Source organism: Candidatus Cloacimonas acidaminovorans str. Evry (genome assembly GCF_000146065.2).
Lineage (GTDB): Bacteria > Cloacimonadota > Cloacimonadia > Cloacimonadales > Cloacimonadaceae > Cloacimonas > Cloacimonas acidaminivorans.
In genome coordinates this window covers 361,783-378,206 of the sequence record NC_020449.1, presented here as the reverse complement: position 1 = coordinate 378,206, position 16,424 = coordinate 361,783, and the positions used below count along the sequence as shown (strand labels likewise).

Genomic DNA, 16,424 nt, shown 5'->3' with positions numbered 1-16,424 from the left:
TAATGCTATTGATGTTCTTGGAGTTTTCGGTGGCTGAAAAATTGCGCCAGAACAGCGTCCCCCGGCTACCCATATAGCGCTGTTTTGGTAAATAAAATCCATAAAATCCGTTAAATCTGTGAGAGACATCTATGACATCTGTGCGCTAACTTTATGATTTAGATTGACGAAAAACGCATTCTCAAATCTTGTCCTTGTAACTGTTATTAAAACATATAAATATGAAATATAAGGAGTTACACAATGGCGAAACAGACCAAAGCCACAATGGATGGTAATACTGCTGCGGCACATATTGCTTATGCTTTTGCCGAAGTAGCAGCTATTTATCCTATTACCCCTTCTTCCACAATGGGTGAACTTGTTGATGCCTGGGCTTCCGAAGGCAGAAAAAATATTAATAACACCAAGGTTGATGTTATTGAAATGCAAAGTGAAGCCGGAGCTGCAGGTGCTGTTCATGGTTCACTTTCCGCAGGTGCTGTAACTACAACTTTTACTGCTTCTCAGGGTTTGATGTTAATGCTGCCGAATATGCATAAAATAGCCGGTGAGATGTTACCTACTGTTTTTTATGTTTCGGCAAGGTCTTTGGCAGCTCAATCCCTTTCTATTTTCGGGGATCACAGTGATGTAATGAGTGCTCGTAATACCGGTTTTGCCTTAATTGCCTGTAATAGTGTGCAAGAAGTGATGGATTTGGGTTTAGTGGCTCAACTTGCTACAATGAAAACTCGGATTCCTTTTCTGGTGTTTTTTGATGGTTTCCGAACCAGTCATGAACTGCAGAAAATTGATGTTATTGATTATGAAACAATAGCAGAACTGAATGACCCCTCTTTAGTGGAAGCATTTCGGAAAAATGCTTTAAGTCCTGATAAACCGCGAATGAAGGTTGGTCAGGAAGCACCCGATGTATATTTTCAAGGTAGAGAAACCAGTAATTTATATTATGCTAAGGCACCTGCTATAATTGCAGAAACAATGGAGCAGGTAGCAGAAAAAACAGGACGCCATTATCAGCTTTTTGAATATGTCGGTTCTCCCGATGCAGAAGATATTATTGTAGCTATGGGAAGTAGCTGTGAAACCATTCAGGAAACGATTGAATGGCTAAATGCCAAGCGCGGAATGAAATTGGGATTGATAAAAGTTCATTTATACCGTCCTTTCTGTGTGCAAAGCTTTTTATCGGCAATCCCTGCCAGCGTGAAAAGAATTGCCGTTTTAGACAGAACGAAAGAACCCGGTTCAATTGGTGAACCCCTTTATCTGGATGTGGTTTCTGCTCTTAAAAACCGTCCTGAACTATACATAATCGGTGGCAGATACGGTTTATCCAGTAAGGAATTTACTCCTTCAATGGTGCTTGCCGTTTATAAACACTTGGCTAAAAATGGTTTTCACGGTTTTACAGTAGGCATTGAGGATGATGTTTCTCATCTTTCTTTACCGCTTGAAGAAACAATCAATACTGTTCCTGAAGGCACTATTTCCTGCAAATTCTGGGGTTTAGGTTCCGATGGTACTGTTGGTGCAAACAAAAACAGCATCAAAATCATCGGAGACCATACCGATATGTATGTTCAGGGTTATTTTCAATATGACAGCAAAAAAAGCGGTGGTATAACCCGTAGCCATTTGCGTTTTGGTAAAACCCCCATTCACAGCCAATATCTGGTAGCTCAAGAGGATTTTGTTGCCTGCCACAATCAGGCATTTATTGGCAGATTTGATTTGCTGGGCGGCATAAAAGAAAATGGAGTTTTTCTGCTGAATTCCAACTGGAGTAGAGATGAAGCACTCTATAATTTAACCCGTCCGATGCAGGAAACCATCATTAACAAAAAGATAAAGTTTTACAATATAGATGGCTTAAAGATTGCAGAAGAAGTTGGTCTTGGTGGAAGAATAAATACTACGATGCAAACAGCTTTCTTTCTTATTTCCGGTGTTTTGGAACGCAATGAAGCTATTGCCTTAATTAAGGATTCCATTAGAAAGACCTACGCTCGTAAAGGCGAAAAGGTTGTTCAAATGAATTTGGAAGCTGTGGACAAAGTTAACGAGGCATTGGTGCAAATTGAAGTTCCTGAAACCCTACCCGATAAATATATGCCAATGAAGAAATTAGTTCCGGAAGATGCCGATGACTTTATCTTAAATGTGATTGAACCTATTATGCGAGAACAAGGTGATCAGGTAAAAGTTAGCCAAATGCCTTTAGATGGCTATGTTGAAACCGGAACTGCCAAACTGGAAAAAAGAAAAGTAGCTCCTTCAGTTCCCCATTGGCTTCCGGAAAATTGTATTCAATGTAATCAGTGTTCTTTTGTCTGCCCCCATTCCGCTATCCGGGCAAAACTGATTAAAGAAGAAGACCTTGCCAATAAGCCAGCCAGTTTTAATACCTTAAAAGCAATTGGTGCTCCGGGTTATGAATATAAAGTTCAGGTTTATATTGACGATTGCCAAAGTTGTAAGGTCTGCGTGAATGAATGTCCTAAATCCGCATTAGTGATGAGCCCGATTGAAGAAGAAAGAACTAAAGGCGAACAAGTTAATTACGAATACTTTGAAACATTGCCCAATGATGTTCTCGCCAATTTTAAAGAAACAACCGTGAAAGGCAGTCAGTTTAAACAACCCCTACTGGAATTCTCAGGTGCTTGTGCTGGTTGTGGTGAAACACCTTATGTAAAACTCTTAACTCAACTCTTTGGTGATAGAATGATTATTGCCAATGCTACCGGTTGTTCCAGCATTTGGGGTGGAACTTTTCCTACTGTTCCCTATTGTAAAAACAAAGATGGTAAAGGTCCTGCCTGGGCAAATAGCTTATTTGAAGATAATGCCGAATACGGTTTTGGAATGCGTTTGGCAATTCGTTCTCACCGTAAACTTCTACAAAAGGCAATGCAGGAACTGATGGATAAAAATATAAATGAAGAACTAAAATCCGCAATGCAGTATTCCTTAGATAATTGGGATAAAGTAAATGAAGAAACAAAAGCCAATGCCGATAAAATTAGAGCTCTTCTTCCGAAAGCAAGGGAAACTGCCTGTGAGGGCTGTAAAATCCTCCTAAAAAAGGTTCAGGAACTTCAGGATTACCTCATTGAGAAATCAATTTGGGCAATTGGTGGTGACGGTTGGGCTTATGATATCGGTTTTGGAGGATTGGATCATACTTTGGCTCTAAATCAAAACCTCAATATCCTTGTTTTGGATACCGAGGTCTATTCCAATACAGGAGGACAGGCAAGTAAATCAACTCCCTTAGGTTCCATTGCGCGTTTTGCGGAAGCCGGAAAAAATACCAATAAAAAAGACCTCGGAATGATGCTAATGAGCTATGGTTATGTGTATGTTGCTTCCATTGCTATGGGTGCCAATAAAAATCAGGCACTGCAGGCAATTAAAGAAGCAGAAGCATATCCGGGTCCCTCAATTGTAATTGCTTATGCTCCTTGCATCAATCATGGCTTTGATATGAGTTTGAGCCAAAAGCATCAAAAATTGGCTGTGGATGCTGGTTATTGGCTTCTTTATCGTTATAATCCGTTAAATAAACAGGGAGGTAAAAATCCTCTAACCCTGGATAGTAAAGAGCCAACGGTTTCAGTGCAGGAATTTCTGGATTCTGAAAATCGCTATGCTGGACTCAAAAACATCTTTCCGGAAAGAGCTAAAGAATTGAATGAAGGTGCTGCTGTATTCTTTAAGGAAAGATACGAGACATATAAAAAGCTTGCGGAAGGTTGACCTTCCGGTCAACTATGGTAAGTCAGGAGTCATTTACGCCTATACAAACTTGTCCCAGACGATAACTTTGTCGGCGTATATGACTCGTGACGACCCGAAAATACCCTTTATAAAGTTCCTACATTGAAAATACCTTGATATTTGGAGAAATACCCTATATTCAAGCTTTCGCAGGAAAAGCAAGAGAAATATCATTCAAGAAATGATATTATAATAAAATCTGCGTAAACCAAGCCGTCAGTCCTGTAAAAAATTTCTATATAATTTAATCTGTGTTATCAGTGCTATCTGTGAGAGCCATAAACCTCGAACTTTTCCAGGATTAATATCTGAACCAAATATATACAGACGAGAGAAGCATTGACTCCAGAGCAAAAAGAATCCCAATCTTAGTATAATCCATAAAGGATATTTTATATCCATTACGATTAGCTATTCCTACAGCAACAATATTAGCAGAAGCACCAACTAAAGTTCCATTTCCCCCTAAACAGGTTCCTAAAGATAAAGCCCACCAAAGAGGTTGAACTTGAACTGCACTTTGCATATGTAAGCCAATACTTTTAATCATCGGAATCATTGCTGCTACAAAGGGAATGTTATCTATCCAAGCAGAAAGAATGCCCGAAAGCCAAAGAATGACCATAGAAGTTGTTTTTGGCTCTCCATTGGTGATAGACATCACACCATTAGCTAAGAGATCAATAAAGCCAGTATGCACCAAACCCTCTACAATCATAAAAAGGCCAATGAAGAAAAAGATGGTAATCCAATCAATATCATTGAGAATGATTGTTTCCACCTTTTTACGACTACCTATAAATACCAAAATAAGACCTGCTGCCATTGCAATTGTAGCATTTTCCAAATGTAACGGCTTTTGAAAAATAAATGCCAGCAACATCAAAGCTACAACCCCAAGAGTAATCCACAATAGTTTCGGGTGAGTTATCAGGTTCTTATCGTTGTATTCCATTATTTTGGCACGCCTTTCATTGCTAACATACATTTTCCCTCTGTATAAAAGCCATATTAAACCTAAACTGCCAATTACAATAATCACAATAGCAGGGGTTAAATTCAGGAAAAAATCAATGAAAGTATATTTAGTAGCACTGGCAATAAGAATATTTGGCGGGTCACCAATCATCGTTGCTGCTCCACCCATATTGGAAGCAACAACCATAGTTATAATAAAAGGTGCAGGAGTTATTTTCAGTTCTTCCGCAATCAGCAAAACGATTGGAACCAAAATCATTACAGTGGTAACGCTACCTAAAATGGCAGAAATAACCGCCGTTGCTATAAACATCATTGCCATAATTTTCAAGGGACTACCCTTGGCAATTTTTGCCGTTTTAATAGCAATATACATAAACATTCCCGTTTCTCGCATCACGGAAATGGTAAGCATCATTCCAATCAGGAAAAAGATTACATTCCAGTCAATTGCGGAAAAAGCAATGGACTGATCTACAACTCCTAAAACAATAATTACAAAACCACCAATCAGAGCGGCAAGCATTTTATTTACCCACTCCGTAATGATGCATAGATAAGTTACAATAAAGACCAATAAAGCAATAATCATTAACAGCATTTTATTACACCGCTATAACCTTTCTTAATATATCCATTGCCGTAATCAGACCTACAAGTTTTTCCTCCTTCACTACAGAAAGATAACGCTTATTATGGCTAACCATTAAAAACACAGTTTCAATTATAGATGCCTCAGGACGCACAAATATTTCGTCTGTAGTCATAATATCTTTCACAAAAAGCAAATCCTGTTTGCTGAAAAGATTTTCCAGTGGTTCATAAGAAGAAAGAAAATTTAAATTATCCAACATCATTACATAATTCGGAATTCCTACTTCCAACAAATTAAGAACATTCACTTCACCTACATATTTTCCTGTTTCATCAACTACAGGCATTCCTGCAACTTTATGTGTACTCATCAGATTGATTAGTTCCCGCAAACTGTTTTGGGGCAAAACTGCAATTGGATTTTGCACCATTATATCAGCAATAATTACATCTTTTTTCACTTCTACTTCATTCTTTTTCAAATAATGAATAACGCTATGCCCATCTCCTGCGGATGCCAAAGCTTTAATTGCTTCTTTATCTTTGGAAAGTTTCAACAAGGCAGCAACAATATTCAGGTAGGTCTTGGAACTTGTTTTATCGGTTAATATAAGAACTACCCAGTTAACTTTTATTCCATTATAATCAAGGGGATTCTCCAAAAAAGCCATTGCTATCAAAGTATCATTAAAGCCGTCCATACGAATATGAGGAATAGCAATACCTGTTGGATAAGCACAGGAGACCTCTTCCTCGCGTTTAAATATCAGCTCTAAAAGTTTGGAACTGCTAATCGGCAATTTATATTGACTGCACAATCGGTCTACCAATTCCTTATAGACCTGTTCTTTTGTTAAAACCCTGTTTTCAAACAGAATATTATGCGCTTCCAGAAAGCTGGCTAATAACATTTAACACCTCTTAACAGGTAATTTTGTTTCCTTTTTAATGTTCTCTCTTTTTCGGTCAATATTTATTTTGTCAAGATGGCGAGAGGGTGAGATGGAATGAATGAAAAATGGAGTATGATCTGCTGAAACAGCTTTGGAATATGGCTTCATACAGATTTTTTGCTTGTTATCTATGTTTAACTCGTGTTTCACCTTTCCCCTTTTACACCTTTACACTTTTCAATTTATTAAGTTATTCATCTAAAAAGACAGCATATTTCCGGAATGAAAATAATGCTTTACAGGATTTAGCGCTCTATAATTATAGAGTTTAGAATGTATAAAGCATACAGTTCTCTTAAGAATATGCTGTAATCTATTAAGGTTATGTTAGTTCCACATCTAAATAGAGAAAATAAATAAATATATAAAGGCAGAATGATGAACAAAAAATGGTTAATACCATCTCCACCAGGAAAGGAAATAAACCCTGAAATTGAAAAGTTAAGTGCCGAATTCAAACTTCCGCGTTTGGTAGCTGAATTATTATACCGTAAAGGGATAAAGACCGTAAATTCTGCGCAGGAGTTTTTTAAGCCCTCAATGGATAATTTATATGACCCCTATCTCTTTCCCGATATGGAAAAGGCAGTTCAGCGTATTTTACGCGCTATAGACAGCAAAGAAAAAATAACTATTTATGGTGATTACGATGTAGATGGCACAACTGCTACCGCTTTATTGTATTTAGGTTTGAAACGCATCGGTGCCAATATTGATTTTTACATTCCTCATCGGATGATAGATGGTTACGGTTTATCGCTTGGCAGTTTGGATGCTTTAAGAGAGAATGGTTCTTCTCTTATTATCAGTGTTGATTGTGGAGTGAATGCCATTGAGGAAATCAATGCTATAAACTCTATGGGAATGGAAATTATTATTACTGATCATCACAATCCCAAAGATGAATTGCCTCCTGCTTTTGCTATTATCAATCCCAAACTCCCAGGAACAAAATACCCTTATGAACATCTTGCCGGAGTTGGAGTTGCCTATAAACTGCTGATGGCAATCTACAATAACTTGGGTATTGACAGTGCGGAAAACAAGCTTAAGTATATGGATCTTGTAGCAGTTGGAACAATTGCCGATATTGTTCCGCTCACTTCGGAAAACCGTATTTTTGCTTCCATTGGGCTTCAGCACTTAATAGAGAAAAAGAACCTGGGCTTAAATGCTTTAGTCCAAATTTCCGGGTTGAATCAGAAAAACCTGGATACCACAGATATCGTTTTTGGCATTGCACCCAGAATAAATGCTGCAGGCAGAATGGGAAGCGCTTCCGTTTCCGTAGAACTTTTAATTTCAACCGATGAGGCAAAGAGTATGGAACTGGCTGAAATTATTGAACATCAGAATTCTTTACGGCAACAGGAAGACCAGAAAACCTTTCAAGAGGCATGTGACATTATTGAAAAGAAATATAAGGACTTACAACAAACATCCTGTATGGTCGTTTCTTCCGATGACTGGCATCCAGGAGTAATCGGAATTGTTGCTTCCAAGCTGGTAGAAAAATATTATCGTCCGGTGATTATGATTTCCTTCAAAGACGGTTTTGGCAGTGGTTCCGGACGCAGTGTTGCCGATTTTGATCTTTTTGAAGCATTGAAGCAAACAGAGCATAATTTGCATAGTTTCGGAGGTCATAAATATGCTGTGGGTTTAACTATTTATCAGGAATATTTAGACCGTTTTGAAAACGAATTAACCAGGTTTGTTTCCGAAAACTTACGCCTGGAACAAATTCAACCGCCTTTACAGATAGATGCCGAAATTGAGCTTTACAACATAAACAATACCTTGCTTGATGCTTTGGAGCATTTTGCTCCTTTTGGTCCTGATAATACGCGTCCTGTTTTTATGACCCGCAATGTAACTATAGCAAGTTATCCTTATAATGTAGGAAGAAATCATCTGAAACTGAAAGTAGTTAAAGATGGCATTTACTTTAATTTAATTGGTTATAATTTGGGGGATTATCTACCTCTGCTGAAAAAGAACGGCAAACTGGATATTGCCTACACCCTTGAATATAACCGTTTTGGGAATAATTTAACCATTCAAGGCAAGCTTAAGGATTTACAAATTCTAAAGGATTAGAACTATGCGGAAGGTTTTATTTTTAGCCATCATTGTATCTTTAGCAATCTGCTTGGTCGTGCTAAATTGCTGTTCCGACATCAACAGAAGAACTCCAATGGATATTGAATATTTCAATTTGGTTAAAGCTATCCCTTTGGGAATGCAGACAGATAAAATTCAGTATCATTCCCAAAGCAATACGCTTTATGCAATGAGCATTAAAAGTCAGGAAATTTATATTTTCCAGGATCAAGAGCGGAAAAATGTGCTTGGTGGTTTAGGCAGTTCCAAAGTTAATTTTCAATACCTGGCAGATATAGCTATGGGTAGTGATAATTCTTTATATGTGTTGGATTCATCTGCTCGCATTGTGAAAAAATTCAGTTCTGACGGCAGTCCTTCCGGCAGTATTGAGCTTAAAAACAGTGTGCAACCCAAATGCCTTTGTGTATATCAAGACCAGGGTTTATTTATTTTTGATTCTGCCAGCGGGGAAATTATCAACTATTCGGGAATTGACGGAACCGAACTGAATCGGTTTGGCAGATTTCAGCTTCAGCAGGTAAATTCTCTTTTTTGCAATCACGATTATCTGATTGCTTATGACAAGGCAAATAATGTAAGCAACATATTTTCCGTGCTGGGTCAATTTGTAAAGACGGAACAGGGACAGGTAGTTTATGATTTATACAATAACGCTATTTGTTTTAATGCAGGAATGCTGAAATGTTTATCCAGTTCTGCCTATTTACCTTTAGCTGCGGAAAATGTATTTATGTGTATCAGTAACGATTTATTAGCTTTAAGAATAGGAGAAGAAATCCGTATTTATAAAATAAACTATGCGCGGGTGGAATAAGTGATGGATTTACTTTGGGTTTTACTTTCGGCTTTAATGCTTGCCTTATCGCGTTTGCCAATACATTGTGGTTGGATGGTTTTCTTTGGTTGGATTCCCTTGCTCTATGTTTTAGAGCGAAGAAAAGTGAAATTATGGCAGGCAGGACTTCTATTTTCTGTTGTTTATATCGGCGTTGTAATGTATTGGATAGCGGGAGTTACTTTTTTTGGTTTGATCGGCATCGCTATTGTCTATTTCTTATTTTACTGGCTTTGCTTTTATGCAATTAGCAGGATAGGTAGATTTTATCCCCGTCTTTTTTACCCTAATTTTATTGCTGTGATGTTAAGCTTTGAATATTTACAAAATTTTGGAGAAACAAGATTTCCGTGGTTTAATAATGCCTATTCGCTATCGGACTATACTGTTTTAATTCAGGCAGGTGATTTGGGAGGGGTAATTCTACTTTCTTTGCTTATTTTGCTCATCAATGTTTTGCTTTATGAAGTTCTCCTTAAAAAGAAGACGCAATGTCTATTATATGTAGCCGGCATCTTTATTCTTTGGATTGGTTATGGTATATATTGTTTAAACTATTTGCCCGTTCAAAAACAAGACCCCAAAATAACCGTTATGCAACCCTCAATTCCTCAGGACGAAAAATGGGATGAGAGTGCCTATCAGCAAATATTACATCGTTATGATGCTCTTTGTGCTCAGGCAAAAAAGGATTCCACCAAACTAATAATTTTTCCGGAAGCCGCAATGCCGGTTTACCTAATGTATGATTATCGGGCACGAAACTATTTGAATGACCTGATGCAAAAATATGAACTGGAAATTTTTACCGGCTTTCCGCATTTTACTTTAGCTCCTGAAAATCATATTAACAGTGAATTATATTACAATGCAGCGGCTCTTTTTCATCCCGATGGCTCAATCTCGGAATTGTATTATAAAAATATTCTGGTTCCAGTTGGTGAAAGAATGCTGTGGCTGAATGTTTTCCCTTTTTTATGGAAATTGCAGTTTGGACAGGCAAACTGGGAATTTGGCAACGGACCGGTTTATTACCAAACAGATAGTTTAACCTTTTCCCCTTCAATATGTTATGAGCTTGCTTTTGCTGAATTTCATCAGCAGATGGCAATCAGGAAAGACAAAACAACAGGTAAATTAAAAAAAGCCGATTTTTTAGTAAATATTACTAATGATGCCTGGTTTGGAACTTCCTACGGTCCCTGGCTCCATTCTATTATGGCAAAATTTCGGGCAGTGGAAAACCGGATTCAAATTTACCGTAGTGCCAATACCGGAATTTCTTTAATTGTAGACCCTTTTGGCCGCATAATTGCCAAAGCGGGTCTCTTTGAAATCACAAATTTGCAAGCACCTCTTTATCGTTGTTCCCGTATACCTGTTTATCGTTATATTTATTGGTATCCGTGGATTTTTGTAATTCTGGCGGGAGGACTTTTCCTCTTCAGCTTCACTAAAAAGAAACAAAAAGGTGAGGTCTTATGAAAAAATATTATTACACAATAGGCGAAGTTAGCAATCTTTTAGGTGTTAAGCCCTATATTATTCGCTATTGGGAAACTGAATTTCCCGGGCTGAATGCCATAAAGAGTGAAGGGCGCATCAGAAAATACAATGAACAGCAGGTTCTTTTGCTGCGTAGAATTTACGACCTACTCTATAATCAGCGCTATACCATTGAAGGTGCCAGAAAGATTATTAAGCAGGAAAGAACCAAAATTCAAACTAAAACAAAAGAGAAACTTGACGATTCTCTATCTTCCGCAAAAAAGGATTCAAAAATGAAAACTGAAATAACGGAAATACTACAGGACATAAAAAAAGACCTGACGCTTATTCAGCAAACCTGTAAAAACTATAATCAGGATAAAAAATGAACTTTCAAGATCTGATACTATCTCTGCAAAATTATTGGGCTGAAAAGGGTTGTTGTTTAATTCAACCCTACGATTTGGAAATGGGAGCAGGAACTTTTCATCCTTCCACCTTTTTTGGCACTTTAGGAAAAAAACCTTGTGCCATTGCTTATCCGCAACCTTGTAGAAGACCCAAAGACGGTCGTTATGGAGAAAATCCCAATCGTTTTCAACATTATTATCAGTTTCAAGTGATTATCAAACCAACTCCGGATGATATTCAAAATTTATACTTAAAAAGCTTATCCGCTATTGGAATTGATATTTCAATGCACGATATCCGTTTTGTGGAAGACGATTGGGAATCACCAACTTTAGGTGCTTGGGGTTTAGGTTGGGAGGTCTGGTTGGATGGAATGGAAATTTCTCAATTTACATACTTTCAACAGGTCGCCAGCATAGATGTTTTTCCCGTTAGTGTAGAACTAACTTATGGACTGGAGCGCATAGCAATGTATATTCAAAATGTGGATGATTACCGCTTGCTTGCCTGGAATGAAAATATTGGTTATGCGGAACTTTTCTATGAGCGCGAAAAAGAATATAGTGCCTATAACTTTGAAGAGGCAGATACAACCCTACTGTTCCAGCTTTTTCAGGATTATGAAAAGGAATGCAATGCCCTTTTAGGTAAACAACTTATTTATCCTGCTTATGATATGTTGTTAAAATGTTCTCACACTTTTAACTTACTGGAAGCCAGAGGAGTTATAAGTGTTACGGAAAGAGCATCTTACATAGCCAGAATACGAAATTTGGCTCGCGCCTGTGCTAATGCTTATTTAGCCAAATATAACGCTTAAAAAAAGGAGGTCTTGTGACCCGCGATTTTTCTGAAGTAATGAATACTTTATCCGAAATTCAGGATTACCTTTTACAAGTTGCCGTTTATAATGATTTTAAACCGGAATGCATAATTATTCTGGAAAAAGACCCTCCTGATCTTCTGGAATCTTTGGATTCTTTAAGAAAGTATTCCCATCAGCGTCAATTGCGTTTTCCTTTACTGGTAAACCGCAAGTTTGTAGAAAGTTCTTTAGATTCCTATCCCCTGGAATTTCTGGATATCATTACCAGCAATTATCAAAACCTTTTCGTTAAAGAGGATATTTTAAAGAATCTTCAATTTGATCCTGATGATCTGCGTTTACAAATGGAACGCGAAATAAAAGGCAAATGGCTGCTTATCCGTTTGTCTGTTTTGGAACGGAAAAATACTCCCAAACAATTGTCCGACCTTCTGTTTATAGCTTTGAGCAATATTATTCCCGTGTTGAAAGGGATTTGTTATCTGTATGATGGTGTTGTTCCTTTTAAACTTGAGGAAATTTTGGCAAAAAATAACATTATTACCAATGTAAAATTTGAATCTATACTTGCCTGGGTTTCCGGCGATAAAGCTACATTGGAAGATATTAAACAGTATTTGGGCATTTTAGAAGGTTTAATGCAATATCTGGAACAGCTTGATCAATGATTTATAGTGATGTCTTTCTGGGGGATAATAAATTCCCGTTATTAGCTTTTGCTATTCATAACGGCAATTATATGCCACCAGAACTTTTACAGAACTGTGGAATTGATGCGGACACAAGATTACGCGAAGAAGACCCTTATACCAATGGCTTTGCAGAATGTTTTCCCAATAGAATTATTGTGCAAACCAGCCGTTTTGCCGTTGATTTGAATCGCCCTCCTGAAAAAGCTGTCTATCAAAAACCGGAAGATGCTTGGGGCTTGCAGGTTCGTAAAATGCCTATCGCGGATAACCTGTATACAAAATTGCTTAAAGCATACGCCGACTGGTATCAGATTATCCGCTATCAAATTGAACGCTTGCTGAAAATTCATTCCACCCTAATTATTTTAGACCTGCATAGCTATAATCATAGAAGAGGCGGTCCTGATGTTGCTCCCGACCCTCAAACCCAAAATCCCGATCTTATTTTGGGCAGAAATAACCTTCCCGAAAGTGTTTATCCTATTGTAGAAAATTTGCGTTTGCTGCTGGATGGTAACCCTTTTCAAAACATAAAATTGGACTGCCGTTGCGATATAAAATTTAGCGGAGGACATTTTTCCCGTTGGGTAAATCAGACCTTCGGCAACAAAGTTCTCTGCCTAACTATTGAATTCAAAAAGATTTTTATGGATGAATGGACCGGAGAACTGAACCTGCCCGCCTATTTTCAGCTGAAAGAAATCTTCCAAACTGCTGTCCTCAAATGGATGAGCGAAATTACATCCCTGGAGAAAAAAGGTTAAGAGGGTTGAAAGGGTTTTTAAGGTTGAGATTTTTTCAAAGCTGGCAGGGCAATACAATGATAGCGATGGGTGCGTAAGCCCCTCGGAAAAATTTAAGTTAGGAGTCATTAGCACCTTCAAAACTTTGACCTGAGAAATAACTTTTTTGGCGCTTATGACTCGTGACGACTTTTGATATTTTCCTGAAACTTTCCCTCACAAAGACCCACAGCTAATTATTTTGCTAATTCACCATAACACAATAGATTATATTCTCTTCCCTAATAGCATTGCTTACCCATTGCTTACCCATTGCTAATGCCATTAGTAATGGGTAAGCAATGAGTGACCAATACTCCCTTGCAAAAATCCCCAAATTCCATATTTAAAATTTAGTTAGCTATATGCAAATAATTAGTTTCCTGCTTTCTCCGGAAGGACAAAGGAATTTTCAAAATGGAAATGATAAAACATATTTGTGGTTTACCCATTATTTCGTGGCAGAGATGTTTTTACTTACAATTTTCACCTGCTTCCCCAATTATCATCAACCACTTGCTTTTACGCATACAACCGAGCTCTGATTGTATCGCCCCTTGGGACTTTATCTCAACCTTATTTTTTCTATAGGGATAATTGAATTCTCATTCTGGAAATAACTTATCTATTTCAGGTAAAGTATCTTATTAGTAAAAGCGGTTTCTCTGCTTTGGACTTTCCAGAAATAAACTCCGGAGCTTACATCCGAGCCCTTATTATCTTTTCCATCCCAGTAAAAATCGGAGTTTCCCTGTTTAATGAATGTATTTTGCCAGGATTTAACTACCTGTCCTTTCAGGTTCAGGATAGAAATATCTGCCTTAAAATCTTTATCTGCCTTCAGGGATAAGCAGGTTGTTTTGTTAAAAGGATTAGGATAGATGGAATATTGTAGTAAAACATTAGGTATTGTTTCATCCTGAACAGCCGTTCCGGTATGTTGAAAAAGCAGTCCTCCATTGATTTTTACAGCATTACGATGGTGTAATGAATTATCCATAAAGGCATACCAATCCGAGCCAAGAGGGATACTGAAAGATGCTGTTCCCTCGGATGCAGGACCTGAATAACTGTAACCGGAGCCAAAATTATCCAGTTGCCAAATAAGAATATTATCACTATCCATTACCATAAAGGATACCTCTGCAGGAGATTCCACATATTTATAGTGCAGAGGATGCACTCCCAAAGAATAAATATCATCCCATAAAGTAACCCCTGTAATGTAATATCCTTCACTATAGTAAGATACGGCAAATTGATAATCCTGAACAGGATCAACGGGAGGTGGCAATTCTTCTAAATCCGGAACCGGCATTATATTGGGAATTGTTATAATATACTGATAGGTTTCCCCCGCTACAGAATTGTTAGTTAATGTCAGATAACTTCCAGCATATTCAGGAAATGAACCAAAATTGGTTTCCACCCTCGTAAGATATTCCAAGTTGTCTCCTACCAAGAAAGTAGCGATTCCATTATTATCGGTATATTGTTCACAGTCAAAATGAATGCTGTTTTGCATAATATATAAAATTACTCTGGCTCCGTCTACAGGATGTTGATTGGTATCTGTAACCTGAATAATGATGGTAGAAACCCCCTCAGAATATTTATCCGTTACAGGGGTTAAAAGTCCATCAGGACGGATTTCAAACACACTGCCGAAGGCATAACCCCAGCCATTTTCATATACTAAAGGAATATCTATGTAACCATTTACCGGTTCCCAGGCAACCCAATTTTCGTCCCAAAATTCATTCCAGGTATGGTCTAAAGAATAGGATAAAATACTGGTGCAGGGAATTAAGGATAAACGCGCTACGGCTGAAGTTAAATCGGCATATTCTCCACAGCGTCCTATGTGTTTAGTAATAATTCTCACGGGCTGATGAGGTCTTTCATTATTGGAAGTAAAGCTCATTTGTTGATTTATCCACCATTGAATTGTGCGGATGGCATCATTTCCGGTTCCGTCACGATTGAAAAGTGTCTGACATTGCATTAAAGTATCTCGGAGAACGGGATAATCACCTTCCTGAAGATTATACAGATATCCACGCCAGAATTTACCCGTAGGTGGAGGAGCTATATTGTTGTTATGCGTTGAATTGTTTTCTATAATAGCGGGATTGATATAAGCAGGAATTTCATCTGTCAGCTTGGGATGAACAATATACCAGTAGTAAAGTTCTCTGGGAACCGTAACTTGTTGCATTTCACCCGAAGTATTTTTCTTCCAATAACGGGTTGTGGAATAATAATCTCCTCCGCTGATGGCAGTCCCAGTATCCATAATTTCCACATAAGGCAACTCCGCAGCGATAGAATAAAGCAATTGCGCATTTTCCGTAAAAAGCTCCGGTAAAGCATAAGCAGAATTTAAATACTGAGGCGAAGAATTAGCAATACAAAAACATATTTCATCCACATAAGGGTCTTGCGCGGAAAGAATCAGATTTGACCAAAGTGTTTGTTTTTCAGGTATTAGTTCTGCTAAAATGGATGCTAACTCCGCCTGCACCCAAACTGGAGCTTTATTAACTGCCTGAAATGCTGTTTCCGAAAGACATCCCGGGAAACCAAAGGGCTGAACACTCTGAGAAAGGTCTATAAACTGCAAACCATATTGTCCTTTTGCCGGAAGACGAAAGTTCAAATTCAATTCCTGTAATGTATCCCAATTTTTAAGTGCCTCAGCTTTTTCCGCCTTTCTTAAGGGTGCTACTTGAATTAGTGATTGCACGGGAGAGGAAATTGAAATCACTTCTCCCGAAACCTCAATTTCTTTAACGGTAAGCCCTCTCTCACCAGCAAAAAGAATTGCGCTAAGAAGCACAAACAGAATAATAAACGGTCTTTTCATTCTCTATATCCTTTATCTTTGTTTTGGGTAAACAGAGAACAGCATTTCTCCAAGATCTGTGTAACCGGAGGACGCTGTTCCTCCGC

The 16,424-nt window shown here is 38.0% G+C and carries 12 protein-coding genes; 9 read left to right on the top strand and 3 right to left on the bottom strand.

The window, feature by feature from the left end; translation table 11 throughout:
- Window positions 1–243 precede the first annotated feature (243 nt).
- Window positions 244–3,765 (top strand): pyruvate:ferredoxin (flavodoxin) oxidoreductase, encoded by a 3,522-nt coding sequence (nifJ, locus tag CLOAM_RS01555; RefSeq protein ID WP_015424090.1) that lies wholly within the window; start codon window positions 244–246, stop codon window positions 3,763–3,765.
- A gap of 322 nt (window positions 3,766–4,087) precedes the next feature.
- Here the strand turns inward: nifJ and CLOAM_RS01550 are convergent, their stop codons facing one another.
- Together CLOAM_RS01550 and CLOAM_RS01545 are read right to left on the bottom strand one after the other, a co-directional pair.
- Window positions 4,088–5,365, bottom strand: coding sequence for an ArsB/NhaD family transporter (locus tag CLOAM_RS01550; protein WP_015424089.1), 1,278 nt, complete (start codon window positions 5,363–5,365; stop codon window positions 4,088–4,090).
- A 4-nt stretch (window positions 5,366–5,369) separates the two neighbouring features.
- Window positions 5,370–6,269: a PTS sugar transporter subunit IIA gene (locus tag CLOAM_RS01545; RefSeq protein WP_015424088.1), complete on the bottom strand. Its 900-nt coding sequence runs from the start codon at window positions 6,267–6,269 to the stop codon at window positions 5,370–5,372.
- Window positions 6,270–6,376: 107 nt separating this feature from the next.
- On the opposite strand from CLOAM_RS01545, the gene CLOAM_RS01540 reads away from it, so the two are divergent.
- The 8 genes from CLOAM_RS01540 to CLOAM_RS01505 all read left to right on the top strand — a co-directional run bounded on the left by CLOAM_RS01540 (window position 6,377) and on the right by CLOAM_RS01505 (window position 13,454).
- On the top strand, window positions 6,377–6,583 hold the full coding sequence (locus CLOAM_RS01540; protein ID WP_044278791.1) for a hypothetical protein: 207 nt from the start codon (window positions 6,377–6,379) through the stop codon (window positions 6,581–6,583).
- Between the two features lie 103 nt (window positions 6,584–6,686).
- Window positions 6,687–8,411, top strand: coding sequence for a single-stranded-DNA-specific exonuclease RecJ (gene recJ, locus CLOAM_RS01535; protein WP_015424087.1), 1,725 nt, complete (start codon window positions 6,687–6,689; stop codon window positions 8,409–8,411).
- 4 nt (window positions 8,412–8,415) lie between these two features.
- Window positions 8,416–9,252, top strand: coding sequence for an NHL repeat-containing protein (locus CLOAM_RS01530; RefSeq protein WP_044278789.1), 837 nt, complete (start codon window positions 8,416–8,418; stop codon window positions 9,250–9,252).
- Window positions 9,253–9,255: 3 nt separating this feature from the next.
- A complete protein-coding gene (gene lnt / locus CLOAM_RS01525; protein ID WP_232502716.1) occupies window positions 9,256–10,758 on the top strand; it encodes an apolipoprotein N-acyltransferase in 1,503 nt (500 codons plus the stop codon).
- Window positions 10,755–11,150, top strand: coding sequence for a MerR family transcriptional regulator (locus CLOAM_RS01520; protein ID WP_015424084.1), 396 nt, complete (start codon window positions 10,755–10,757; stop codon window positions 11,148–11,150). Before lnt ends, CLOAM_RS01520 begins: the two co-directional genes overlap by 4 nt.
- Window positions 11,147–11,992: a glycine--tRNA ligase subunit alpha gene (locus CLOAM_RS01515; RefSeq protein ID WP_015424083.1), complete on the top strand. Its 846-nt coding sequence runs from the start codon at window positions 11,147–11,149 to the stop codon at window positions 11,990–11,992. The genes CLOAM_RS01520 and CLOAM_RS01515 overlap by 4 nt, the downstream gene beginning before the upstream one ends.
- A gap of 14 nt (window positions 11,993–12,006) precedes the next feature.
- On the top strand, window positions 12,007–12,666 hold the full coding sequence (locus CLOAM_RS01510) for a hypothetical protein (RefSeq protein WP_015424082.1): 660 nt from the start codon (window positions 12,007–12,009) through the stop codon (window positions 12,664–12,666).
- Entirely contained in the window at window positions 12,663–13,454 is a 792-nt protein-coding gene (locus tag CLOAM_RS01505) for an N-formylglutamate amidohydrolase (RefSeq protein WP_015424081.1), read from the top strand. Before CLOAM_RS01510 ends, CLOAM_RS01505 begins: the two co-directional genes overlap by 4 nt.
- Before the next feature lie 643 nt (window positions 13,455–14,097).
- Here CLOAM_RS01505 and CLOAM_RS01500 read toward each other — a convergent pair.
- Complete coding sequence (locus tag CLOAM_RS01500) at window positions 14,098–16,338, bottom strand: transglutaminase domain-containing protein (protein ID WP_015424080.1); 2,241 nt, start codon at window positions 16,336–16,338, stop codon at window positions 14,098–14,100.
- Window positions 16,339–16,424 lie beyond the last annotated feature (86 nt).

Excerpts from the sequence above, each read along its gene's own strand:
- nifJ (WP_015424090.1), top strand. The coding sequence starts at position 244 with ATGGCGAAACAGACCAAAGCCACAATGGATGGTAATACTGCTGCGGCA.
- CLOAM_RS01550 (WP_015424089.1), bottom strand. The coding sequence starts at position 5,365 with ATGCTGTTAATGATTATTGCTTTATTGGTCTTTATTGTAACTTATCTA.
- CLOAM_RS01545 (WP_015424088.1), bottom strand. The coding sequence starts at position 6,269 with ATGTTATTAGCCAGCTTTCTGGAAGCGCATAATATTCTGTTTGAAAAC.
- CLOAM_RS01540 (WP_044278791.1), top strand. The coding sequence starts at position 6,377 with ATGGAGTATGATCTGCTGAAACAGCTTTGGAATATGGCTTCATACAGA.
- recJ (WP_015424087.1), top strand. The coding sequence starts at position 6,687 with ATGATGAACAAAAAATGGTTAATACCATCTCCACCAGGAAAGGAAATA.
- CLOAM_RS01530 (WP_044278789.1), top strand. The coding sequence starts at position 8,416 with ATGCGGAAGGTTTTATTTTTAGCCATCATTGTATCTTTAGCAATCTGC.
- lnt (WP_232502716.1), top strand. The coding sequence starts at position 9,256 with ATGGATTTACTTTGGGTTTTACTTTCGGCTTTAATGCTTGCCTTATCG.
- CLOAM_RS01520 (WP_015424084.1), top strand. The coding sequence starts at position 10,755 with ATGAAAAAATATTATTACACAATAGGCGAAGTTAGCAATCTTTTAGGT.
- CLOAM_RS01515 (WP_015424083.1), top strand. The coding sequence starts at position 11,147 with ATGAACTTTCAAGATCTGATACTATCTCTGCAAAATTATTGGGCTGAA.
- CLOAM_RS01505 (WP_015424081.1), top strand. The coding sequence starts at position 12,663 with ATGATTTATAGTGATGTCTTTCTGGGGGATAATAAATTCCCGTTATTA.
- CLOAM_RS01500 (WP_015424080.1), bottom strand. The coding sequence starts at position 16,338 with ATGAAAAGACCGTTTATTATTCTGTTTGTGCTTCTTAGCGCAATTCTT.